The organism is Jannaschia seohaensis (assembly GCF_900116765.1).
Taxonomy (GTDB): Bacteria; Pseudomonadota; Alphaproteobacteria; order Rhodobacterales; family Rhodobacteraceae; genus Jannaschia; species Jannaschia seohaensis.
This window is the reverse complement of the sequence record NZ_UETC01000004.1, coordinates 144157-158688: the sequence shown is the minus strand read 5'-3', so window position 1 is coordinate 158688 and position 14532 is coordinate 144157. Positions and strand designations below refer to the sequence as shown.

The following is a 14532-nucleotide window of genomic DNA, read 5'->3' as shown; positions in this document are numbered from 1 at the left end:
AGTCGAGGGAATACGGCCAGCGCGCGCCCTGTGCCCCGCGACGACAACGCCCCCCAGCGGACGGGCCGTGAGACAGGGATTTGGGCTTTGGCCGCTCCCGGGAGGCGCGGCCATGACACGCGCCGGACCGACGAGCCGGAGTGCCCGCTGCAAGTTGACGCCATCGCGCAGACGGCCCGTCTCTATCCGGGCCGGACTGGCGCCTCTGACCGCTTGCCGCCCGCCTCAGGCGAAGAGCGCGTCCGCCGGCGACAGGTCGGCCCGCGTCACGCCCAGCAGCGTGAGCGCATCGCCGTTGCCCAGGTCCAGCGTAACCCCCTCCTCGTCCTGCCGGATCTCCGCGGCACGGATGAGATCCCGCGCGCGGTCGATGCCGGTGAAGTCGAACTCCACCCGGTCGGTACCGACCTCGAAATCCTCGATCACCTTGGCGCCGTGACCGCGGGCACGACCCATCGGCCGTCGTCGTCGATCAGCGTTTCGGCCACGATGCCATTTTCGAACGTCAGCGTGGCTCCGACCGTCACTGTCTCCCCCGCAAGATCCTCCGTCGGCGTGAATCTTCGTCCAGTCGCCCCCTCGATCGGCACCCATTTTGTGCCCTCCGAGACGAACCATTGGATCGAGAGGCCCGCGAGAGCGACATTCGAGCCGATGCGCCCGGAGACGCTCAGGGTCTCGCCAACGGTTGTGTCGTAGCTCCACGTGTCGGCATCGACGATCTCGGCCTTGACGTAGAACTGCGTGATCGGGATCTGCTCGTAGCTGCCTTCGGTCAGCGTCTCGGGCGCGACCTCGCGGGCGATGACCTCGCGATTGCCGTTCCGGTTCTCCTGCCAGGCAAAGAACAGGTCGCCATCGGACAATTCCGTCACCGTCGGGCGGACCCTCGGCAGCGCGCCATCGGCGATGACGACGTTGCCGCCCTGATGCACGCGGTCCGGTGCGACGCGGTAGGCTTGGCTGTCGAGTCCGTCGAAGATGACGTCATCGAGCCAGTCCAGGTTGTCGTAGCTGCACGGCGCTTCGTCATTGCCCTCGGCCCCGTTCGCGCGATCGGCAAAACCACGCCCATCGGAGAAGGTAATCGTCCTGTCCTACGCCAGGGGGATCAGCTGAGTGCGCCACCCCGGGCCCTCCGGATCGAGCGGCGTGATGCTATCGTCGCGCGGGAAAACGACCGCCTGATCCCAATCGTTCTCCCAGCGGTCGTCGGTCGCTTCCACCCCGACCACCTGCACGACAAAGCCGCCTTCGCGGCGGGCCTCTAGCTGCGTGTCGAGATAGCGCCCCTCCGAGAGCGCACGGGAGGATAAGGTAAACGAATCGGAAAGCGCCCCGCCCTGCATATCGAATCGCTGGCCCAAGACATTCGTGCGCGCTTCGCCGCCGGACGATGTCTCGGCCAGCCAGGACACCAGCAGACTGCCGTCGTTCAGCAGCGTCGCCTCGGGCATTCGGGCCGTCGAGCCGACAGCATCGAGCACCATCGGCTGGCTGAAGCCGCCATCCGCCTCGCGGAGACGCAGCACGATCTCGAACGGTTCGCCGACACGACGTGACTGGTAGACAATAGCGGCGCGGACATCGGGCAGAGCAACTGCGGAGGGATTGCCGTCAGTGCCAGAATTTGGCGCGTTCACGCGGGTAGAAGTCATGCGATCACCTTGGCCGGTCTCGCCTAGCAAGGTGTAAATTCTCGAGATCAGAGGATAATCCCCGTTGGCAGTCAACCGAGGGTAACCCACATTCGGGACCGGCGGGCCCAAAACGAAAGCGCCGCCCCAAGGGGCGGCGCCGTCAAGCTCTGGTGCGGTCGAGAAGACTCGAACTTCCACGGGAGTTACCCCACAGCGACCTCAACGCTGCGCGTCTACCAATTCCGCCACGACCGCATCGTGAGCGAGGCGGGGTGTAGCCTCGTGCCGCGGGAATGGAAAGGGGTTTTTCGCGGGACGTGGCTTCCCGTTGCCGGCATGCCGAACGCGGCGTATCCAGCGCGTATGGCGCCCGACTGGATCACCTCCGACGCACCCGTTCCTTACCCGACCGCTCTGGCGGAGATGGAAGCGCGTGTGGCGAGCATCCTCGACGGCACCGCGCGCGAGGCGCTGTGGCTGCTGGAGCATCCGCCGCTCTATACCGCCGGCACCTCGGCCGATCCGGCCGACCTGCGGGAGCCGGACCGCTTTCCCGTCTTCGAGGCCCGGCGCGGCGGGCAATATACCTATCACGGGCCGGGGCAGCGCGTCGTCTACTGCATGCTGGACGTGGGCGCACGGGGCCGCGATGTCCGCGCCTTCGTCGAGACGCTGGAGCATTGGGTCATCGCCGCCCTGGCCGAGTTCGGCCTGACCGGCGAGATTCGCCCGGGCCGAGTCGGCGTCTGGATCGCGCGGCCCGACAAGCCCCCCCTGCCCGACGGAACCCCGCGCGAGGACAAGATCGCCGCTATCGGCATCCGGCTGCGGCGCTGGGTAAGCTTCCACGGCATCTCGATCAACGTCGAACCGGACCTGAGCCATTTCGACGGAATCGTCCCCTGCGGGATCAGCGGGCACGGCGTGACCTCGCTGGTCGATCTGGGTCTGCCGGTGACGATGGAAGACCTAGATTCGGCACTGCAACGCACCTGCCCCTGGATCACCACCGAGGCCTGATCGCCGCCGCTGCGTCGATTTTTCGTCCCCATGGGTCCGGTTGCCGCGTTGCCCCGCGCGCGCGACGGGGCTAGGAAGCGTCCGGACAGACACCGGCGCGGGGGTGGACCCCGCGCCCGCAGACGATCACTACTCGGGAGCGACCAAATGGCAGACGCCGCCATTTCGGGGCACGATCACCACGAGAAGCCTGGCTTCTTCACGCGGTGGTTCATGTCCACGAACCATAAGGATATCGGGATCCTCTATCTCTGGGTCTCTGGCCTCGCCGGGTTCATCTCGGTGGCCTTCACCGTGTACATGCGCATGGAGCTCATGGATCCGGGCGTTCAGTACATGTGCCTGGAAGGCGCGCGCCTGACCGCCGCCGCCGCTGGGGAATGCACCCCGAACGGCCATCTCTGGAACGTGCTGATTACCGGCCACGGCATCCTGATGATGTTCTTCGTGGTCATCCCCGCGCTGTTCGGCGGCTTTGGCAACTACTTCATGCCGCTGCATATCGGCGCGCCGGACATGGCGTTCCCGCGTCTCAACAACCTCAGCTTCTGGCTGTTCACCGCGGGCACCTCGCTGGCCGTGCTGTCGGTCTTCGTGCCGGGTGGCAACGGGCAGACGGGCTCGGGCATCGGCTGGGTTCTCTACCCGCCGCTCTCGACCACCGAGCAGGGTTTCTCGACCGATATCGCGATTTTCGCGGTGCACGTCTCGGGCGCCTCGTCGATCCTGGGCGCGATCAACATCATCACGACCTTCCTGAACATGCGCGCGCCGGGGATGACCCTGCACAAGGTGCCGCTCTTCGCCTGGTCGATCTTCGTGACCGCGTGGCTGATTCTCCTGGCCCTGCCCGTTCTGGCCGGCGCCATCACCATGCTGCTGACGGACCGCAACTTCGGGACGACCTTCTTCGACCCGGCGGGCGGCGGCGACCCGGTGCTCTACCAGCACATCCTGTGGTTCTTCGGCCATCCCGAGGTCTACATCGTGATCCTGCCGGCCTTCGGCATCATCAGCCACATCGTCTCGACCTTCTCCAAGAAGCCGATCTTCGGCTACCTGCCGATGGTCTACGCCATGGTGGCGATCGGGGGCTTGGGCTTCGTCGTCTGGGCGCACCACATGTACACCGTTGGGATGTCGCTGACGCAGCAGGCCTACTTCATGGTCGCGACGATGATCATCGCGGTGCCGACCGGCGTGAAGATCTTCTCCTGGATCGCGACGATGTGGGGCGGGTCGATCACCTTCAAGACGCCCATGCTCTTCGCGATCGGCTTCATCTTCCTGTTCACCGTCGGCGGCGTGACCGGCATCGTCCTGTCCCAAGCGGGCATCGACCGGGCCTATCACGACACCTACTACGTCGTGGCGCACTTCCACTACGTGATGTCGCTGGGCGCGGTGTTCGGGATCTTCGCCGGGGTCTACTATTGGATCGGCAAGATGTCGGGCCGCCAGTATCCGGAATGGGCCGGTCAGGTTCACTTCTGGGCGTTCTTCATCGGCGCCAACCTGACCTTCTTCCCGCAGCACTTCCTGGGCCGTCAGGGCATGCCGCGCCGCTACATCGACTATCCGGACGCCTTCGCGCTCTGGAACGCGGTGTCGAGCTGGGGTGCGTTCCTGTCCTTCGCCTCGTTCCTCTTCTTCATCGGGATCGTCTTCTACACGATCTTCGCGGGCAAGCGCGTGACCGACGAAGCCTACTGGGGCGAGCATGCGGACACCCTGGAGTGGACCCTGCCCAACCCGCCGCCGGAGCACACCTTCGAGCAGCTGCCGACCCGCGAGATGTGGGACAAGCAGCCGGGACACTAAATGCCGATCCGTGTCATCACGGACCAGAGCGACAGGGAGGCCCCGGCACAGTCCGGGGCCTCTTTGCTCTTGGAGCTCGAACTCTGGCCGCACCAATCGCTGACACCGAAAGGGTTCGTCATCATGATCGGCGGAACCTTCGCCATGCTGATGGTTCCGCTGGTCGGATTGATCGGAACGGCGGTGCTGTGGGGGGTTCTGCCCTTCATGCTGCTGGTGCTCGGCGCGCTCTGGTATGGGCTCCAACGCTCCTGGAGGGACCGTGACATCCTGGAGCGATTCGAACTGACCGCCGAGAGCGCTCGCCTGACCCGGCGGGATCCGGACGGCTCCACGCGCGACTGGGAGGCGAACCCGTTCTGGATGCGAGTCGAGCGGCACGACAAGGTGGGCTCGATCGAAGATTATCTGACGCTGGAGGGCGGCTCCCGCTCGGTCGAAATCGGATCCTTTCTCACGCCCGAGGAACGGCGGGGGCTGGAACGGCGGCTGCTGAACGCGATAGGGGCGGTGAAACTCCGTAGGTGAGGCCCCGGGGACCTCGCCCAGGGGTCCCTAGCGTCCCACATCCATGCGCGCGACACCGCTGGTCTTGACCACGGCCCAGACCGTCTGGCCCTCGGCGAGGCCCATCTCTTCGACCGAGCGGCGCGTGAGCCGCGCCAGCAGGCGCCCATCACCCGCCTCAAGCCGCAGCATGACGCCCGGCCCCTGCCCGGCGCGCAGCGTGGCGATCCGGCAGGGCAGCACGTTGCGCGCCGACAGCCCCTCGGGCCGCATCCGCGCGACGATCACGTCCTCGGCCCGGATGCGGACACGGACACGCCCGCCCGGCGGCCCATCGACCCCGGCGACCTCCAGCTGCCCCAGCGGCGTCTCCACCGTCGCAAGCCCGCCCTCCTGCGCCGTGATGCGCCCTTCGATCAGCGCCCCGGCCTGATCGGGCCCCAGCCGCGCCGCCACATCCGGGTCGGACAGGAGGTCGCCCACCGATCCAGAGGCCGCGACGCGCCCGTCCTGCAAGAGCACCAAGGTCGTCGCCAGCCGGGCGACCTCCTCGATCGCGTGGGAGATGTAGAGGATCGGCGTGCCGCTATCCCGAAGCCGTTCGAGATAGGGCAGGATCGCCGCCCGCCGCCGCCGATCCAGGCTGGCCAAGGGCTCGTCCAGGATCAGCAGACGCGGCGACCGCAGCAGCGCGCGGCCGATCGCCACCCGGGCCGCCTCTCCCCCGGACAGGCCGCCGGGCCGCCGCCCGAGCAGCGGGCCGATATCGAGCATTTCAGCCACCGGCCCCGGATCGGTACCAGGCCGCGCGCCGTAGAGAAGGTTCGCGGTGACATCGAGATGCGGGAAGAGCCGGGGCTCCTGAAAGACATAGCCGATTCCGCGGAGATGGGGCGGCAGATCCCGATCCGGGCCGAACATCACCTCTCCGCCCAGCGCGACTCGTCCCGAATCGGGCCGCTCCAGCCCCGCGATGCAGCGTGCCAGCGTCGTCTTGCCCGCCCCGGACGGGCCGAAGACGGCGGTGACGCCGGATGAGGCAGCCAGCGTCACGTCGAGCGTGAACGCCCCCGCCCTCCGCGTGATGTCGACATCGAGCATCAGCGCCCCGCGATCCGCGCCGCGACCTTCGGCGCCAGCCAGTTGGACACAAGCACGGCGCCCACCGCCACGGCGACGGCGATGGCCACGAGCCCGGCCAGGGCGGGCTCCGCGCCCGGCACTTGCAGGAAGGCATAGATCGCCGAGGGCAGGGTCCGCGTCTCCCCCGGGATCGAGGCGACAAAGGTGATCGTCGCCCCGAACTCCCCGAAGGCCTTGGCGAAACCCAGCGTGGCCCCGGCCAGGAGCCCCGGCGCGATCAGCGGCAGCGTCACGGTGCGCCAGACCTTCCAGCGCGAAGCGCCCAGCGTCGCCGCCGCCTCCTCCAGCTTGGGATCGACCGCCTCGATAGCGAGACGGATGGCGCGCACGATCAGCGGGAAGGCCATGATCCCGGCGGCTAGCGCCGCGCCAGTCCAGCGGAACGCCAGACCCAGGCCCAGCGGCTCCAACACCGCGCCCAGTGGCCCGGAGCGCGAGAACAGCAGCAGCAGCGCGTAGCCCGTCACCACCGGCGGCAGGACCAGTGGCAGATGCACCGCCGCGTCCAGCAGCCACCGCCCCCGGAACCGCCCCCGCGCCAGCAGATGCGCCACCCACAGCGCCGGCGGCAAGGCCGCGACCGTCGCCACCAGCGAGACACGGAGCGACAGCGCCAGCGCGTCCCAGGCTTCGGGCGGCAGCGCGATCACGCGGCGGGCCGGGGCGCGAAGCCGTGGCGGGCGAAAACCGGGCCGGACCCGGCCACCGCCTCCAGAAAGCCGCGCGCTCCGGGCCGAGCGCCGCGCAGCAGCGCGCCGGGATAGACGATGGGGCTATGCGTGTCGGGCGGGAACTGCGCGACATCCACCACGCCGGTCCCCACGGCGTCCGAGCCATAGACTAGGCCAAGCGCCACGTCGCCCCGCGCCACATAGGCCAAAGCGGCGCGCACATTCTCCGCCAGGATCGCCCGCCCGCGAAGATGGGCCCAAAGGCCCAGCGTCTCCAACGCCTGCTGCCCGTATCGCCCCGCCGGGACCGAAAGCGGATCGCCCATGGCGAAGCGCCCCCCTTCGAGCCGGGCGTCGATGGCCTCGGCGGTCAGCGGCAGTGGCGCGGCGCCGGGCGGCGCGGCCAGGATCAGCCGGTTGCCCGCCAGCGGGATCGGGTCGCCATCCAGCACCCCCTGCCCGGCGAGCCAGTCCATCCAATCCGTCGCCGCCAGAAGCACCGCGTCCGCCGGCGCGCCCCGGGCGGCCTGCCGCGCGATCGTGCCGCTGCCGCCATAGGACAGCGCGACCGACTGCGGGAAGGACTCCGCGACCTCGTCCAAAGCGGGTTTCAGCGACGCGGCAGCCAGAACCACGAGCGGCTCCTGGGCCGCGAGCGGCGTGGTCAGCGCAAGGCCGAGCCCAGTGCCAAGCACAGTCCGGCGCGAAAGCTCAGATCGGATGCGCGCGGCCATCCCAGGTCTCGAATCTGCCGGTCGTCTCCAGAGTGAGCGTCTCGAACCGATCCCAGAGGCCCCGGGCCGCGTCCTCGGGTGAGATCGCGGCCGAGCCGCCGCCCATATCGGTCCGAACCCAACCGGGATGGTAGACGCCGACGGCGATGCCTTCGGGGCGCAGCGCTTCGGCGAGGTTCAGCGCGAGGTTGATCGCCGCCGCCTTCGAGGCGCGATAGGCTAGGCCCGCCGCACCGCGCTTTTCGGAGGACCCCATCTGCGAGGAGATCACGGCGATTCGCCCGCCCCGCGACAGGTTGGGCAGTTGCGCCTGCACGGTCAGCACCACGCCGGTGACGTTCACGGCAAAGCTGTCGGCAAGCTGCTCGGGCGTGATCGTGCGGATATCCGCCTCGCGATCCACATAGATCCCCGCATTGCACACCAGCAGGTCGAGCGGCCCCGTGGCCGCCGCCAGCCGCGCCTGCGCCGCCGCGTCCGTCACGTCGAGACCCATCGCGCCGTCCCGCGCCGTCCCGGTCACGTCATGCCCGCGCGCCCGGCCCTCGGCCACCAGCGCCGCGCCGATGCCGCGCGACCCACCGGTCACGAGAGCCCGCATCAGTTTGCCTTGGCTTTGGGCAGGAAGGGCAAGGGCGCGACGGGGATGCCGTCCTCGATCAGGGCGCGGGCCTCGTCCGGCTTCGCCTCGCCATAGATCGCCCGCGATTCGCCCGCCTCGTGGATCGCGCGCGCTTCGGCGGCGAAGCGGGGGCCGACATAGGTGGCCTCCGCTTCGACCTTGCGGCGGATCTCGGCGATCCGTTTGGCGACCTCGTCGGGGCTTGGCCCCTCGGGCTGGGAGCGCGGCGCGACCTTGGGCGCCATCAACGCTTTCGACACATCGGCGACACCGCAGACCGCGCAGGAGACCATGCCCTTTGCCGCCAGCGCGTCATAGGCGTCCGCCGAGGCGAACCAGCTCTCGAATTCATGGCCGTCCTTGCAGCGCAGCGCGTAACGGATCATCACGCCTCCTTTCGTCTCAACAGTATCTAGGCGCTTCGCCCCCAAGCGCAATCGGCTTGAACGCAACGCCGAGGCTTCTATCTGCCGCTGCATGTTGAAATGGATCGCTCCTCTTCTCTTCGCCCTCCCCGCCCAGGCCTTTCAGTTTGAAGCTCTGGAGGGCGGACTCATCGACCTCGACGACCTGCGCGGACGCGCGGTGCTCGTGGTGAACACCGCATCGCTCTGCGGCTTCACGGATCAATATGCGGGGCTTCAACGCCTGCATGAGGAATACGGGCCGCGCGGACTGACCGTGATCGGCGTGCCCTCGAATACCTTCCGGCAGGAGCTGGGCTCCGAGGAGGACGTGGCGGAGTTCTGCGAGGTCAATTACGGGCTCACCCTGCCGCTGACCACCATCACGCCGCTGCGCGGCCCGGACGCGCATCCCTTCTATCGCTGGCTTGCCGAACAGGGCGCGGTGCCGCGCTGGAACTTCAACAAGGCGTTGCTCGATACCGAAGGCGATCTGGTCGCCTTCGAAGGCGCGGCCACGCGGCCCGATGCGCCGCGGCTTCTGCGCGCGATCGAGGCCGTGCTGCCGGAGTGAGCCCGGGCCCGCTCTTTCTCGGATCGGAGATCTATCGCGGCTCCTCCTATGGGCGGTGGCACCCGCTGCGCGTGCCTCGGGTGTCGACGGTGATGGATCTGTGCCGCGCACTGGGATGGCTGCCGCCGGAGCGGTTCCGCACCTCGCCGCGCGCCAAGCCAGCGGCGCTCACGGCCTGGCACACCCCCGGCTATGTCGCCGCGCTGCAAAGAGCGGAAGAGACCGGCACGGTCGATGACGCGACCCGCGACCGTCATGGCCTGGGCACCGCCTCGAACCCGGTCTTTCCCGAGATGTATCGCCGCCCCGCCACCGGCGCGGGCGCCTCGCTGCTCGCGGGGGAGCTTCTGGCCAAGGGCGGCGTGATCCACAATCCGGGAGGCGGCACCCATCACGGGATGCCCGACCGCGCGTCCGGTTTCTGCTATCTGAACGATGCCGTGCTCGGCATTCTGAGCCTCCGCCGCAACGGCGCGGCCCGGATCGCCTATATCGATATCGACGCCCATCACATGGACGGGGTGGAGCATGCCTTCGCCGACGATCCCGACACGCTTCTGATCTCGACCCACGAAGAACGCCGCTGGCCCTTCACCGGCGCGCTGGAGGACGCTGGGGTCGGTCAGGTCTTCAACCTGCCCCTGCCCCGCGCGCTCAACGACACGGAATTCGCCCTTGCCCGCGACCGCCTGATCCTGCCGGCGGTCGCCCGCTTCGCGCCCGATGCCATCGTCCTGCAATGCGGGGCCGACGCGGTGGAGGAGGACCCGCTCTCGCGGCTGACCCTGTCGAACAACGCCCATTGGGCCGTCCTCCGCGCCCTTCTCGGGATGGCGCCCCGGGTTCTGGTGCTGGGCGGCGGCGGCTACAATCCCTGGTCGGTCGGCCGGCTCTGGGCCGGAAACTGGGCGATCTGCTCGGGCCAGGAGATCCCCGATCGCTTGCCCGCCGCCGCGGAAGCGGTGCTGCGCGCAATCCCCTTCGAGGGCAATTCCCGCGGGCGGAACCCCCGCGAAGGCTTGTTCACGGAACTGGCGGACCCGCCGCGCCCCGGCCCCGTGCGGGCCGAGGTCACGGATCGTGTGGGCCGGCTCGCGGCGCGGATCGGAGCCATGCCCGGCGCGCGGCGCGTGGTGTAAGCGGCGGAGGGGGGCTCTGCCCCCCGCGGCCTTCGGGCCGCCCCCCCGAGGTATTTGAAGCAAGATGAGGGGGGCGGCGGCGCAAACCGGAGGCGGGTTAACGGGAGGTTAAAGGTGGGCGCATTCCGGGACAGGGGTGACGACGCTGCCGTCCTCCAGCCAGGTGCGCAGGTTCTCAACCACCAGATCGCCCATTGCCTGCCGCGTCTCGTGGGTGGCGGAGGCGACATGGGGGAGGAGAACCACGTTGGTCATCTCCTTGAGCGCGTCGGGGATCTTGGGCTCCTGTTCGAAGACGTCCAGCCCCGCGCCGGCGATGGTGCCGTCCTGCAGCGCCTTGACCAGCGCCGCCTCGTCCACGACGGAGCCGCGGGCGACGTTGAAGAACAGGCCATCGGGGCCGAGCGCCTTGAGGACGTCGGCATTCACCATGTGCCTGGTCTCCGGCCCGCCGGGCGTAATGGCGACCAGCACCTCCACCGCCTCGGCCAGCTTCTCCGCGCTGTCGTGATAGGTGTAGGGCACCTGCTTCTTGGACCGAGAGTGGTAGTGGATCTCGGCGTCGAACGCGGCGCAGCGCGCCGCGATCGTCTCGCCGATCCGGCCCAGACCGAGAATGCCAACCCGGCGCTTCATCACGGAGCGGGTGAGCGGGTAGTTCCCCTCTTTCTCCCACCGGCCGGACCGCGCATATGCGTCGGCCGGGATCAGTTCCCGGCTGACGGCGAGCCAGAGCATCAGGAAGGTGTTGGCCACCTCGTCCGACAGGACGCCGGGCGTATGCGCGATGAGCACGCCGCGCTCGGCGAAGCCGTCGGCGTCGATGGCGTCATAGCCCACGCCGTAGCTGGACACGACCTTGAGATTGGACGTCGCGGCGGCGACATCCTCGGGCACGCCCCAATGGCCGTTGGTGAGGATGGCCGGATAATCGGCGCCATGGGCGGACAGGAATGCGGCCCGGTCTTCCTGGTCGAACAGGATGTCGATCTCGAACACGTCCGTCAGGGCGTCGCGCATTCGGTCGGTGATCTCACCGATCTGGAGGAGCTTGGTCTTAGGCATCCTGACGGACCTCCTGCCGCTGGCGGCCGAGCCCCTCGATTTCCAACTCCATCACGTCGCCAACCTTGAGGTATTTCGGCTCGGGCTTCATGCCCATGCCCACGCCCGGAGGCGTGCCGGTGGAAATCACGTCGCCCGGATAGAGGGTCATCAGTTCGGACAGATGGGCGATGCATTGGGCGACGGTGAAGATCATCGTCGAGGTGTTCCCGGTCTGCATCCGCGTCCCGTTGACGTCGAGCGACATGGCGAGATTCTGCGGGTCCGGCACCTCGTCGCGAGTGACAAGCCAGGGGCCGGTAGGCCCGAACGTGTCGCAGGACTTGCCCTTGGTCCAGGTGCCCGACAGCTGGGTCTGGAAATGCCGCTCGGAGACGTCGTTGACGATGCAGTAGCCGGCGACGTGGTTCAGCGCGTCGGCCTCCGAGATGTACTTGCCCTTGGTGCCGATCACGACGCCAAGTTCCACTTCCCAGTCGGTATGGGTCGACCCGCGGGGCATGACCACGTCGTCATCGGGGCCGACCACGGCGGAGAGCGCCTTGTGGAAGAGGATCGGATGCTCGGGGATCGCCGCGCCGGTCTCGGCGGCGTGGTCGGAATAGTTGAGTCCGATGCAGAGGAACTTGCCGATCCCGCCGACGCAGGGGCCGAAGCGCACAGGGCCTTCAACCTTGGGCAGGCTCATCGGGTCGAGCTTGCGCAGGATGTCGAGGCTTGTGTCGCTGAGCACCTCATGGGCGATGTCGGCGACCTCTTCGCTGAGATCGCGGAGGTCGCCGTTATGGTCGATCATGCCGGGCTTCTCGGCCCCCGGCGCGCCGAAGCGGACGAGCTTCATAGGTGGTCTCCCTGGTAGGGCGGGGGTCGCCCCGCCTGTTCGGTGGGGGCGGGGAAATCCCCGCCCTACGTTTGCAGTCAGTGGTTGTCGCGCGGCAGGCCCCGGCCGGCCACGTCGCGATAGGCATCCGCACCGCGCAGCGTCATGCCCTTGGAGAGGGGCTCGACCCGCTCGCGGAAGATCTCCTGCCACGGCGTCTGGCTCTCGGGGGTGAAGGGCGCGGACGGCAGGGTGCGGCGGCGCTCGGCCAGTTCGGCCTCGTCGACTAGCATGTCGGCGGTTCCCTTCCGCAGGTCGATGCGCAGGCGGTCGCCGGTGCGCACCAGGGCCAGGCCGCCCCCCGCCGCCGCCTCGGGCGACGCATTCAGAATGGAGGGAGAGCCGGAGGTGCCCGATTGCCGCCCGTCGCCGATGCAAGGCAGCGCGTGGATGCCCTTCTTGAGCAGATAGGCCGGCGGGCGCATGTTCACGACCTCGGCCGCGCCGGGATAGCCGATCGGCCCGGCCCCGCGCATGATGAGAATACAATTCTCATCGATCTCAAGGGTTTCATCGTCGATCTTCACGTGGAAATCCTCAGGCCCGTCGAAAACGATGGCGCGCCCCTCGAAGGCGTCCGGATCGTCGGGGTTCGACAGATAGCGGTCGCGGAACTCCTTGGAGATCACGGAGGTCTTCATGATCGCGCTGTCGAAGAGGTTGCCCTTGAGGTTGAGGAAGCCCGCCGCCGCGACCATCGGTGCATCGACCGGTTTGATGACGTCCGGCAGCTCCGACGAGAGGCCGCCGCAATTCTCGCGCATCGTCTTGCCATTGACGGTCCCTGCGTCGGGATGCGGGAAAAGGCCGGCCTCGAGCAGCTGCCCGATCACGGCCGGCACCCCGCCCGCGTGGAAGTAATCCTCGCCCAGATACTCCCCGGCCGGCTGCATGTTGGTCAGCAGCGGGATGTGATAGCCCAGCCGCTGCCAGTCGTCATTGTCGAGCGGCACGCCCATATGCCGGGCGATGGCGTTGAGGTGGATCGGCGCGTTGGTGGAGCCGCCGATGGCGGAGTTGACCACGATGGCGTTCTCGAACGCCTCGCGCGTCATGATGTCGGAGGGCTTCAGGTCCTCGCGCACCATCTCCACGATCCGCAGGCCGGTCTGGTAGCTGATATGGCCGCGCTGGCGGTAGGGTGCGGGAATCGCGGCGGAACCGGGCAGCTGCATGCCCAAAGCCTCGGCCAGCGAGTTCATCGTCGTCGCCGTGCCCATCGTGTTGCAATAGCCGACCGAGGGCGTCGACGAGGCCACGATCTCCATGAAGCCCGCATCGTCGATCTCGCCCGCCGCGTGCATCTCGCGCGCCTTCCAGACGATCGTGCCGGAGCCGGTGCGCTGGCCCTTGAACCAGCCGTTCAGCATCGGCCCGACGCTGAGCGCGATGGCGGGGATGTTGATCGTCGCGGCCGCCATGAGCAGCGCGGGCGTGGTCTTGTCGCAGCCGATCATCAGCACCACGCCATCCAGCGGATAGCCGTAGAGCGTCTCGGTGAGGCTGAGATAGGCGAGGTTGCGGTCCAGCGACGCGGTGGGCCGTTTGCCTGTCTCTTGAATGGGATGGACCGGGACTTGCAGAGGCAGCCCGCCCGCCGCAATGATCCCGTCGCGGACCCGCTTCTCCAGCTCCAGATGGTGCCGGTTGCAGGGGCTCAGATCGCTGCCGGTCTGCGCGATGGCGATGATCGGCTTGTCGCCCTGCAACTCTTCGCGGGTCAGGCCATAGTTCAGGTAACGCTCCAGATAGAGCGCGGTCATCTCGCGATTGTCGGGGTTGTCGAACCACTTGCGAGAGCGGAGCTTGGTCATCGGTCGGTCCAGTCAGTCGGAAAGAAAGGTATCCAGGTCGAAGCGGTCGTTGGAGAGGATCAGGTTGCCTTCCGCGTCCCGTGGCCACTCGTCCCGGGGCTTGTCCCAGTAGATTTCGACCCCATTGCCATCGGGATCGTCGAAATAGAGCGCCACGGAGACGCCGTGATCGGCATGGCCGTAGATCGGGACGCCCGCGTCGCGCACCCGGCGCGCGGCGGTCTTCAGGTCGTCCAGCGTCGGGTAGAGAAAGGCGGCGTGGAACAGGCCGCTATGCCCGCGCGGCGGCGGCCCGCCGGCGCTGTCCCAGGTGTTGAGGCCGATATGATGGTGATAGCCGCCCGCGCCGAGGAACGCCGCGCCGTCCATCCTGGCCTGCTCCTCGAACCCCATCACGTCGCGGTAGAACGCGACCGCACGGTCCAGGTCGCCGACCCGCAGATGAACATGTCCGACGCCGGTCCCGGCGGGGGCGGTATAGGTCATCGCACCCCCCGG

17 protein-coding genes and 1 tRNA gene are annotated in these 14532 nt (G+C 68.2%); 5 read left to right on the top strand and 13 right to left on the bottom strand.

Features of this window, described 5'->3' with window-relative positions; all coding sequences use genetic code 11:
* Positions 1 to 225: 225 nt before the first annotated feature.
* The 4 genes from DTQ71_RS11060 to DTQ71_RS11045 all read right to left on the bottom strand — a co-directional run bounded on the left by DTQ71_RS11060 (position 226) and on the right by DTQ71_RS11045 (position 1895).
* On the bottom strand, positions 226 to 456 hold the full coding sequence (locus DTQ71_RS11060; protein WP_109564353.1) for a hypothetical protein: 231 nt from the start codon (positions 454 to 456) through the stop codon (positions 226 to 228).
* On the bottom strand, positions 423 to 935 hold the full coding sequence (locus DTQ71_RS11055; protein ID WP_109564352.1) for a hypothetical protein: 513 nt from the start codon (positions 933 to 935) through the stop codon (positions 423 to 425). The genes DTQ71_RS11060 and DTQ71_RS11055 overlap by 34 nt, the downstream gene beginning before the upstream one ends.
* A 162-nt stretch (positions 936 to 1097) precedes the next feature.
* Positions 1098 to 1658, bottom strand: coding sequence for a hypothetical protein (locus DTQ71_RS11050; protein WP_170125401.1), 561 nt, complete (start codon positions 1656 to 1658; stop codon positions 1098 to 1100).
* 150 nt (positions 1659 to 1808) lie between these two features.
* Positions 1809 to 1895 (bottom strand) — tRNA-Leu (locus DTQ71_RS11045).
* Between the two features lie 108 nt (positions 1896 to 2003).
* Here DTQ71_RS11045 and lipB point away from each other — a divergent pair.
* The 3 genes from lipB (at position 2004) to DTQ71_RS11030 (ending at position 5009) form a co-directional block, all read left to right on the top strand.
* Positions 2004 to 2660 (top strand): lipoyl(octanoyl) transferase LipB, encoded by a 657-nt coding sequence (gene lipB / locus DTQ71_RS11040; RefSeq protein ID WP_109564350.1) that lies wholly within the window; start codon positions 2004 to 2006, stop codon positions 2658 to 2660.
* A gap of 147 nt (positions 2661 to 2807) precedes the next feature.
* Positions 2808 to 4481, top strand: a complete 1674-nt coding sequence (locus DTQ71_RS11035; protein ID WP_109564349.1) for a cytochrome c oxidase subunit I — start codon at positions 2808 to 2810, stop codon at positions 4479 to 4481.
* A gap of 63 nt (positions 4482 to 4544) precedes the next feature.
* Positions 4545 to 5009, top strand: a complete 465-nt coding sequence (locus DTQ71_RS11030; RefSeq protein WP_245947434.1) for a DUF2244 domain-containing protein — start codon at positions 4545 to 4547, stop codon at positions 5007 to 5009.
* A gap of 27 nt (positions 5010 to 5036) precedes the next feature.
* On the opposite strand, the gene modC is transcribed toward DTQ71_RS11030, so the two are convergent.
* Genes modC through DTQ71_RS11005 form a run of 5 tightly spaced genes read right to left on the bottom strand, consistent with a single transcriptional unit; the run spans position 5037 to position 8544 of the window.
* Positions 5037 to 6089, bottom strand: coding sequence for a molybdenum ABC transporter ATP-binding protein (modC, locus tag DTQ71_RS11025; RefSeq protein ID WP_109564347.1), 1053 nt, complete (start codon positions 6087 to 6089; stop codon positions 5037 to 5039).
* Positions 6089 to 6781 carry a molybdate ABC transporter permease subunit gene (gene modB, locus DTQ71_RS11020; protein WP_109564346.1) on the bottom strand — a complete coding sequence of 231 codons (693 nt, stop codon included), beginning with the start codon at positions 6779 to 6781 and terminating at the stop codon, positions 6089 to 6091. Before modB ends, modC begins: the two co-directional genes overlap by 1 nt.
* The gene (modA, locus tag DTQ71_RS11015; RefSeq protein ID WP_109564345.1) at positions 6778 to 7536 is read right to left on the bottom strand and encodes a molybdate ABC transporter substrate-binding protein; all 759 of its coding nucleotides are present in this window, start codon (positions 7534 to 7536) and stop codon (positions 6778 to 6780) included. The genes modB and modA overlap by 4 nt, the downstream gene beginning before the upstream one ends.
* A complete protein-coding gene (locus DTQ71_RS11010; RefSeq protein ID WP_109564344.1) occupies positions 7514 to 8137 on the bottom strand; it encodes an SDR family NAD(P)-dependent oxidoreductase in 624 nt (207 codons plus the stop codon). Before DTQ71_RS11010 ends, modA begins: the two co-directional genes overlap by 23 nt.
* Positions 8137 to 8544 carry a DUF1178 family protein gene (locus tag DTQ71_RS11005; protein ID WP_109564343.1) on the bottom strand — a complete coding sequence of 136 codons (408 nt, stop codon included), beginning with the start codon at positions 8542 to 8544 and terminating at the stop codon, positions 8137 to 8139. Before DTQ71_RS11005 ends, DTQ71_RS11010 begins: the two co-directional genes overlap by 1 nt.
* Before the next feature lie 91 nt (positions 8545 to 8635).
* Between DTQ71_RS11005 and DTQ71_RS11000 the strand changes: the two genes are divergently transcribed.
* Together DTQ71_RS11000 and DTQ71_RS10995 are read left to right on the top strand one after the other, a co-directional pair.
* Positions 8636 to 9136: a glutathione peroxidase gene (locus tag DTQ71_RS11000; protein ID WP_109564342.1), complete on the top strand. Its 501-nt coding sequence runs from the start codon at positions 8636 to 8638 to the stop codon at positions 9134 to 9136.
* Positions 9133 to 10275, top strand: coding sequence for an acetoin utilization protein AcuC (locus tag DTQ71_RS10995; RefSeq protein WP_109564341.1), 1143 nt, complete (start codon positions 9133 to 9135; stop codon positions 10273 to 10275). The genes DTQ71_RS11000 and DTQ71_RS10995 overlap by 4 nt, the downstream gene beginning before the upstream one ends.
* A 108-nt stretch (positions 10276 to 10383) precedes the next feature.
* On the opposite strand, the gene DTQ71_RS10990 is transcribed toward DTQ71_RS10995, so the two are convergent.
* The 4 genes from DTQ71_RS10990 to DTQ71_RS10975 form a co-directional block, all read right to left on the bottom strand.
* Entirely contained in the window at positions 10384 to 11340 is a 957-nt protein-coding gene (locus DTQ71_RS10990; protein WP_109564340.1) for a 2-hydroxyacid dehydrogenase, read from the bottom strand.
* A complete protein-coding gene (locus DTQ71_RS10985; RefSeq protein ID WP_109564339.1) occupies positions 11333 to 12181 on the bottom strand; it encodes a fumarylacetoacetate hydrolase family protein in 849 nt (282 codons plus the stop codon). Before DTQ71_RS10985 ends, DTQ71_RS10990 begins: the two co-directional genes overlap by 8 nt.
* Positions 12182 to 12258: 77 nt before the next feature.
* Entirely contained in the window at positions 12259 to 14034 is a 1776-nt protein-coding gene (locus DTQ71_RS10980; protein ID WP_109564338.1) for an IlvD/Edd family dehydratase, read from the bottom strand.
* Between the two features lie 12 nt (positions 14035 to 14046).
* On the bottom strand, positions 14047 to 14520 hold the full coding sequence (locus DTQ71_RS10975) for a VOC family protein (protein WP_109564337.1): 474 nt from the start codon (positions 14518 to 14520) through the stop codon (positions 14047 to 14049).
* Between the last annotated feature and the right edge of the window lie 12 nt (positions 14521 to 14532).

What these genes read in the sequence shown, in the direction of transcription:
- DTQ71_RS11060 (WP_109564353.1), bottom strand. Translation starts at nt 456, where the DNA reads ATGGGTCGTGCCCGCGGTCACGGCGCCAAGGTGATCGAGGATTTCGAG.
- DTQ71_RS11050 (WP_170125401.1), bottom strand. Translation starts at nt 1,658, where the DNA reads ATGACTTCTACCCGCGTGAACGCGCCAAATTCTGGCACTGACGGCAAT.
- lipB (WP_109564350.1), top strand. Translation starts at nt 2,004, where the DNA reads ATGGCGCCCGACTGGATCACCTCCGACGCACCCGTTCCTTACCCGACC.
- DTQ71_RS11035 (WP_109564349.1), top strand. Translation starts at nt 2,808, where the DNA reads ATGGCAGACGCCGCCATTTCGGGGCACGATCACCACGAGAAGCCTGGC.
- modC (WP_109564347.1), bottom strand. Translation starts at nt 6,089, where the DNA reads ATGCTCGATGTCGACATCACGCGGAGGGCGGGGGCGTTCACGCTCGAC.
- modA (WP_109564345.1), bottom strand. Translation starts at nt 7,536, where the DNA reads ATGGCCGCGCGCATCCGATCTGAGCTTTCGCGCCGGACTGTGCTTGGC.
- DTQ71_RS11010 (WP_109564344.1), bottom strand. Translation starts at nt 8,137, where the DNA reads ATGCGGGCTCTCGTGACCGGTGGGTCGCGCGGCATCGGCGCGGCGCTG.
- DTQ71_RS11005 (WP_109564343.1), bottom strand. Translation starts at nt 8,544, where the DNA reads ATGATCCGTTACGCGCTGCGCTGCAAGGACGGCCATGAATTCGAGAGC.
- DTQ71_RS11000 (WP_109564342.1), top strand. Translation starts at nt 8,636, where the DNA reads ATGTTGAAATGGATCGCTCCTCTTCTCTTCGCCCTCCCCGCCCAGGCC.
- DTQ71_RS10990 (WP_109564340.1), bottom strand. Translation starts at nt 11,340, where the DNA reads ATGCCTAAGACCAAGCTCCTCCAGATCGGTGAGATCACCGACCGAATG.
- DTQ71_RS10985 (WP_109564339.1), bottom strand. Translation starts at nt 12,181, where the DNA reads ATGAAGCTCGTCCGCTTCGGCGCGCCGGGGGCCGAGAAGCCCGGCATG.
- DTQ71_RS10980 (WP_109564338.1), bottom strand. Translation starts at nt 14,034, where the DNA reads ATGACCAAGCTCCGCTCTCGCAAGTGGTTCGACAACCCCGACAATCGC.
- DTQ71_RS10975 (WP_109564337.1), bottom strand. Translation starts at nt 14,520, where the DNA reads ATGACCTATACCGCCCCCGCCGGGACCGGCGTCGGACATGTTCATCTG.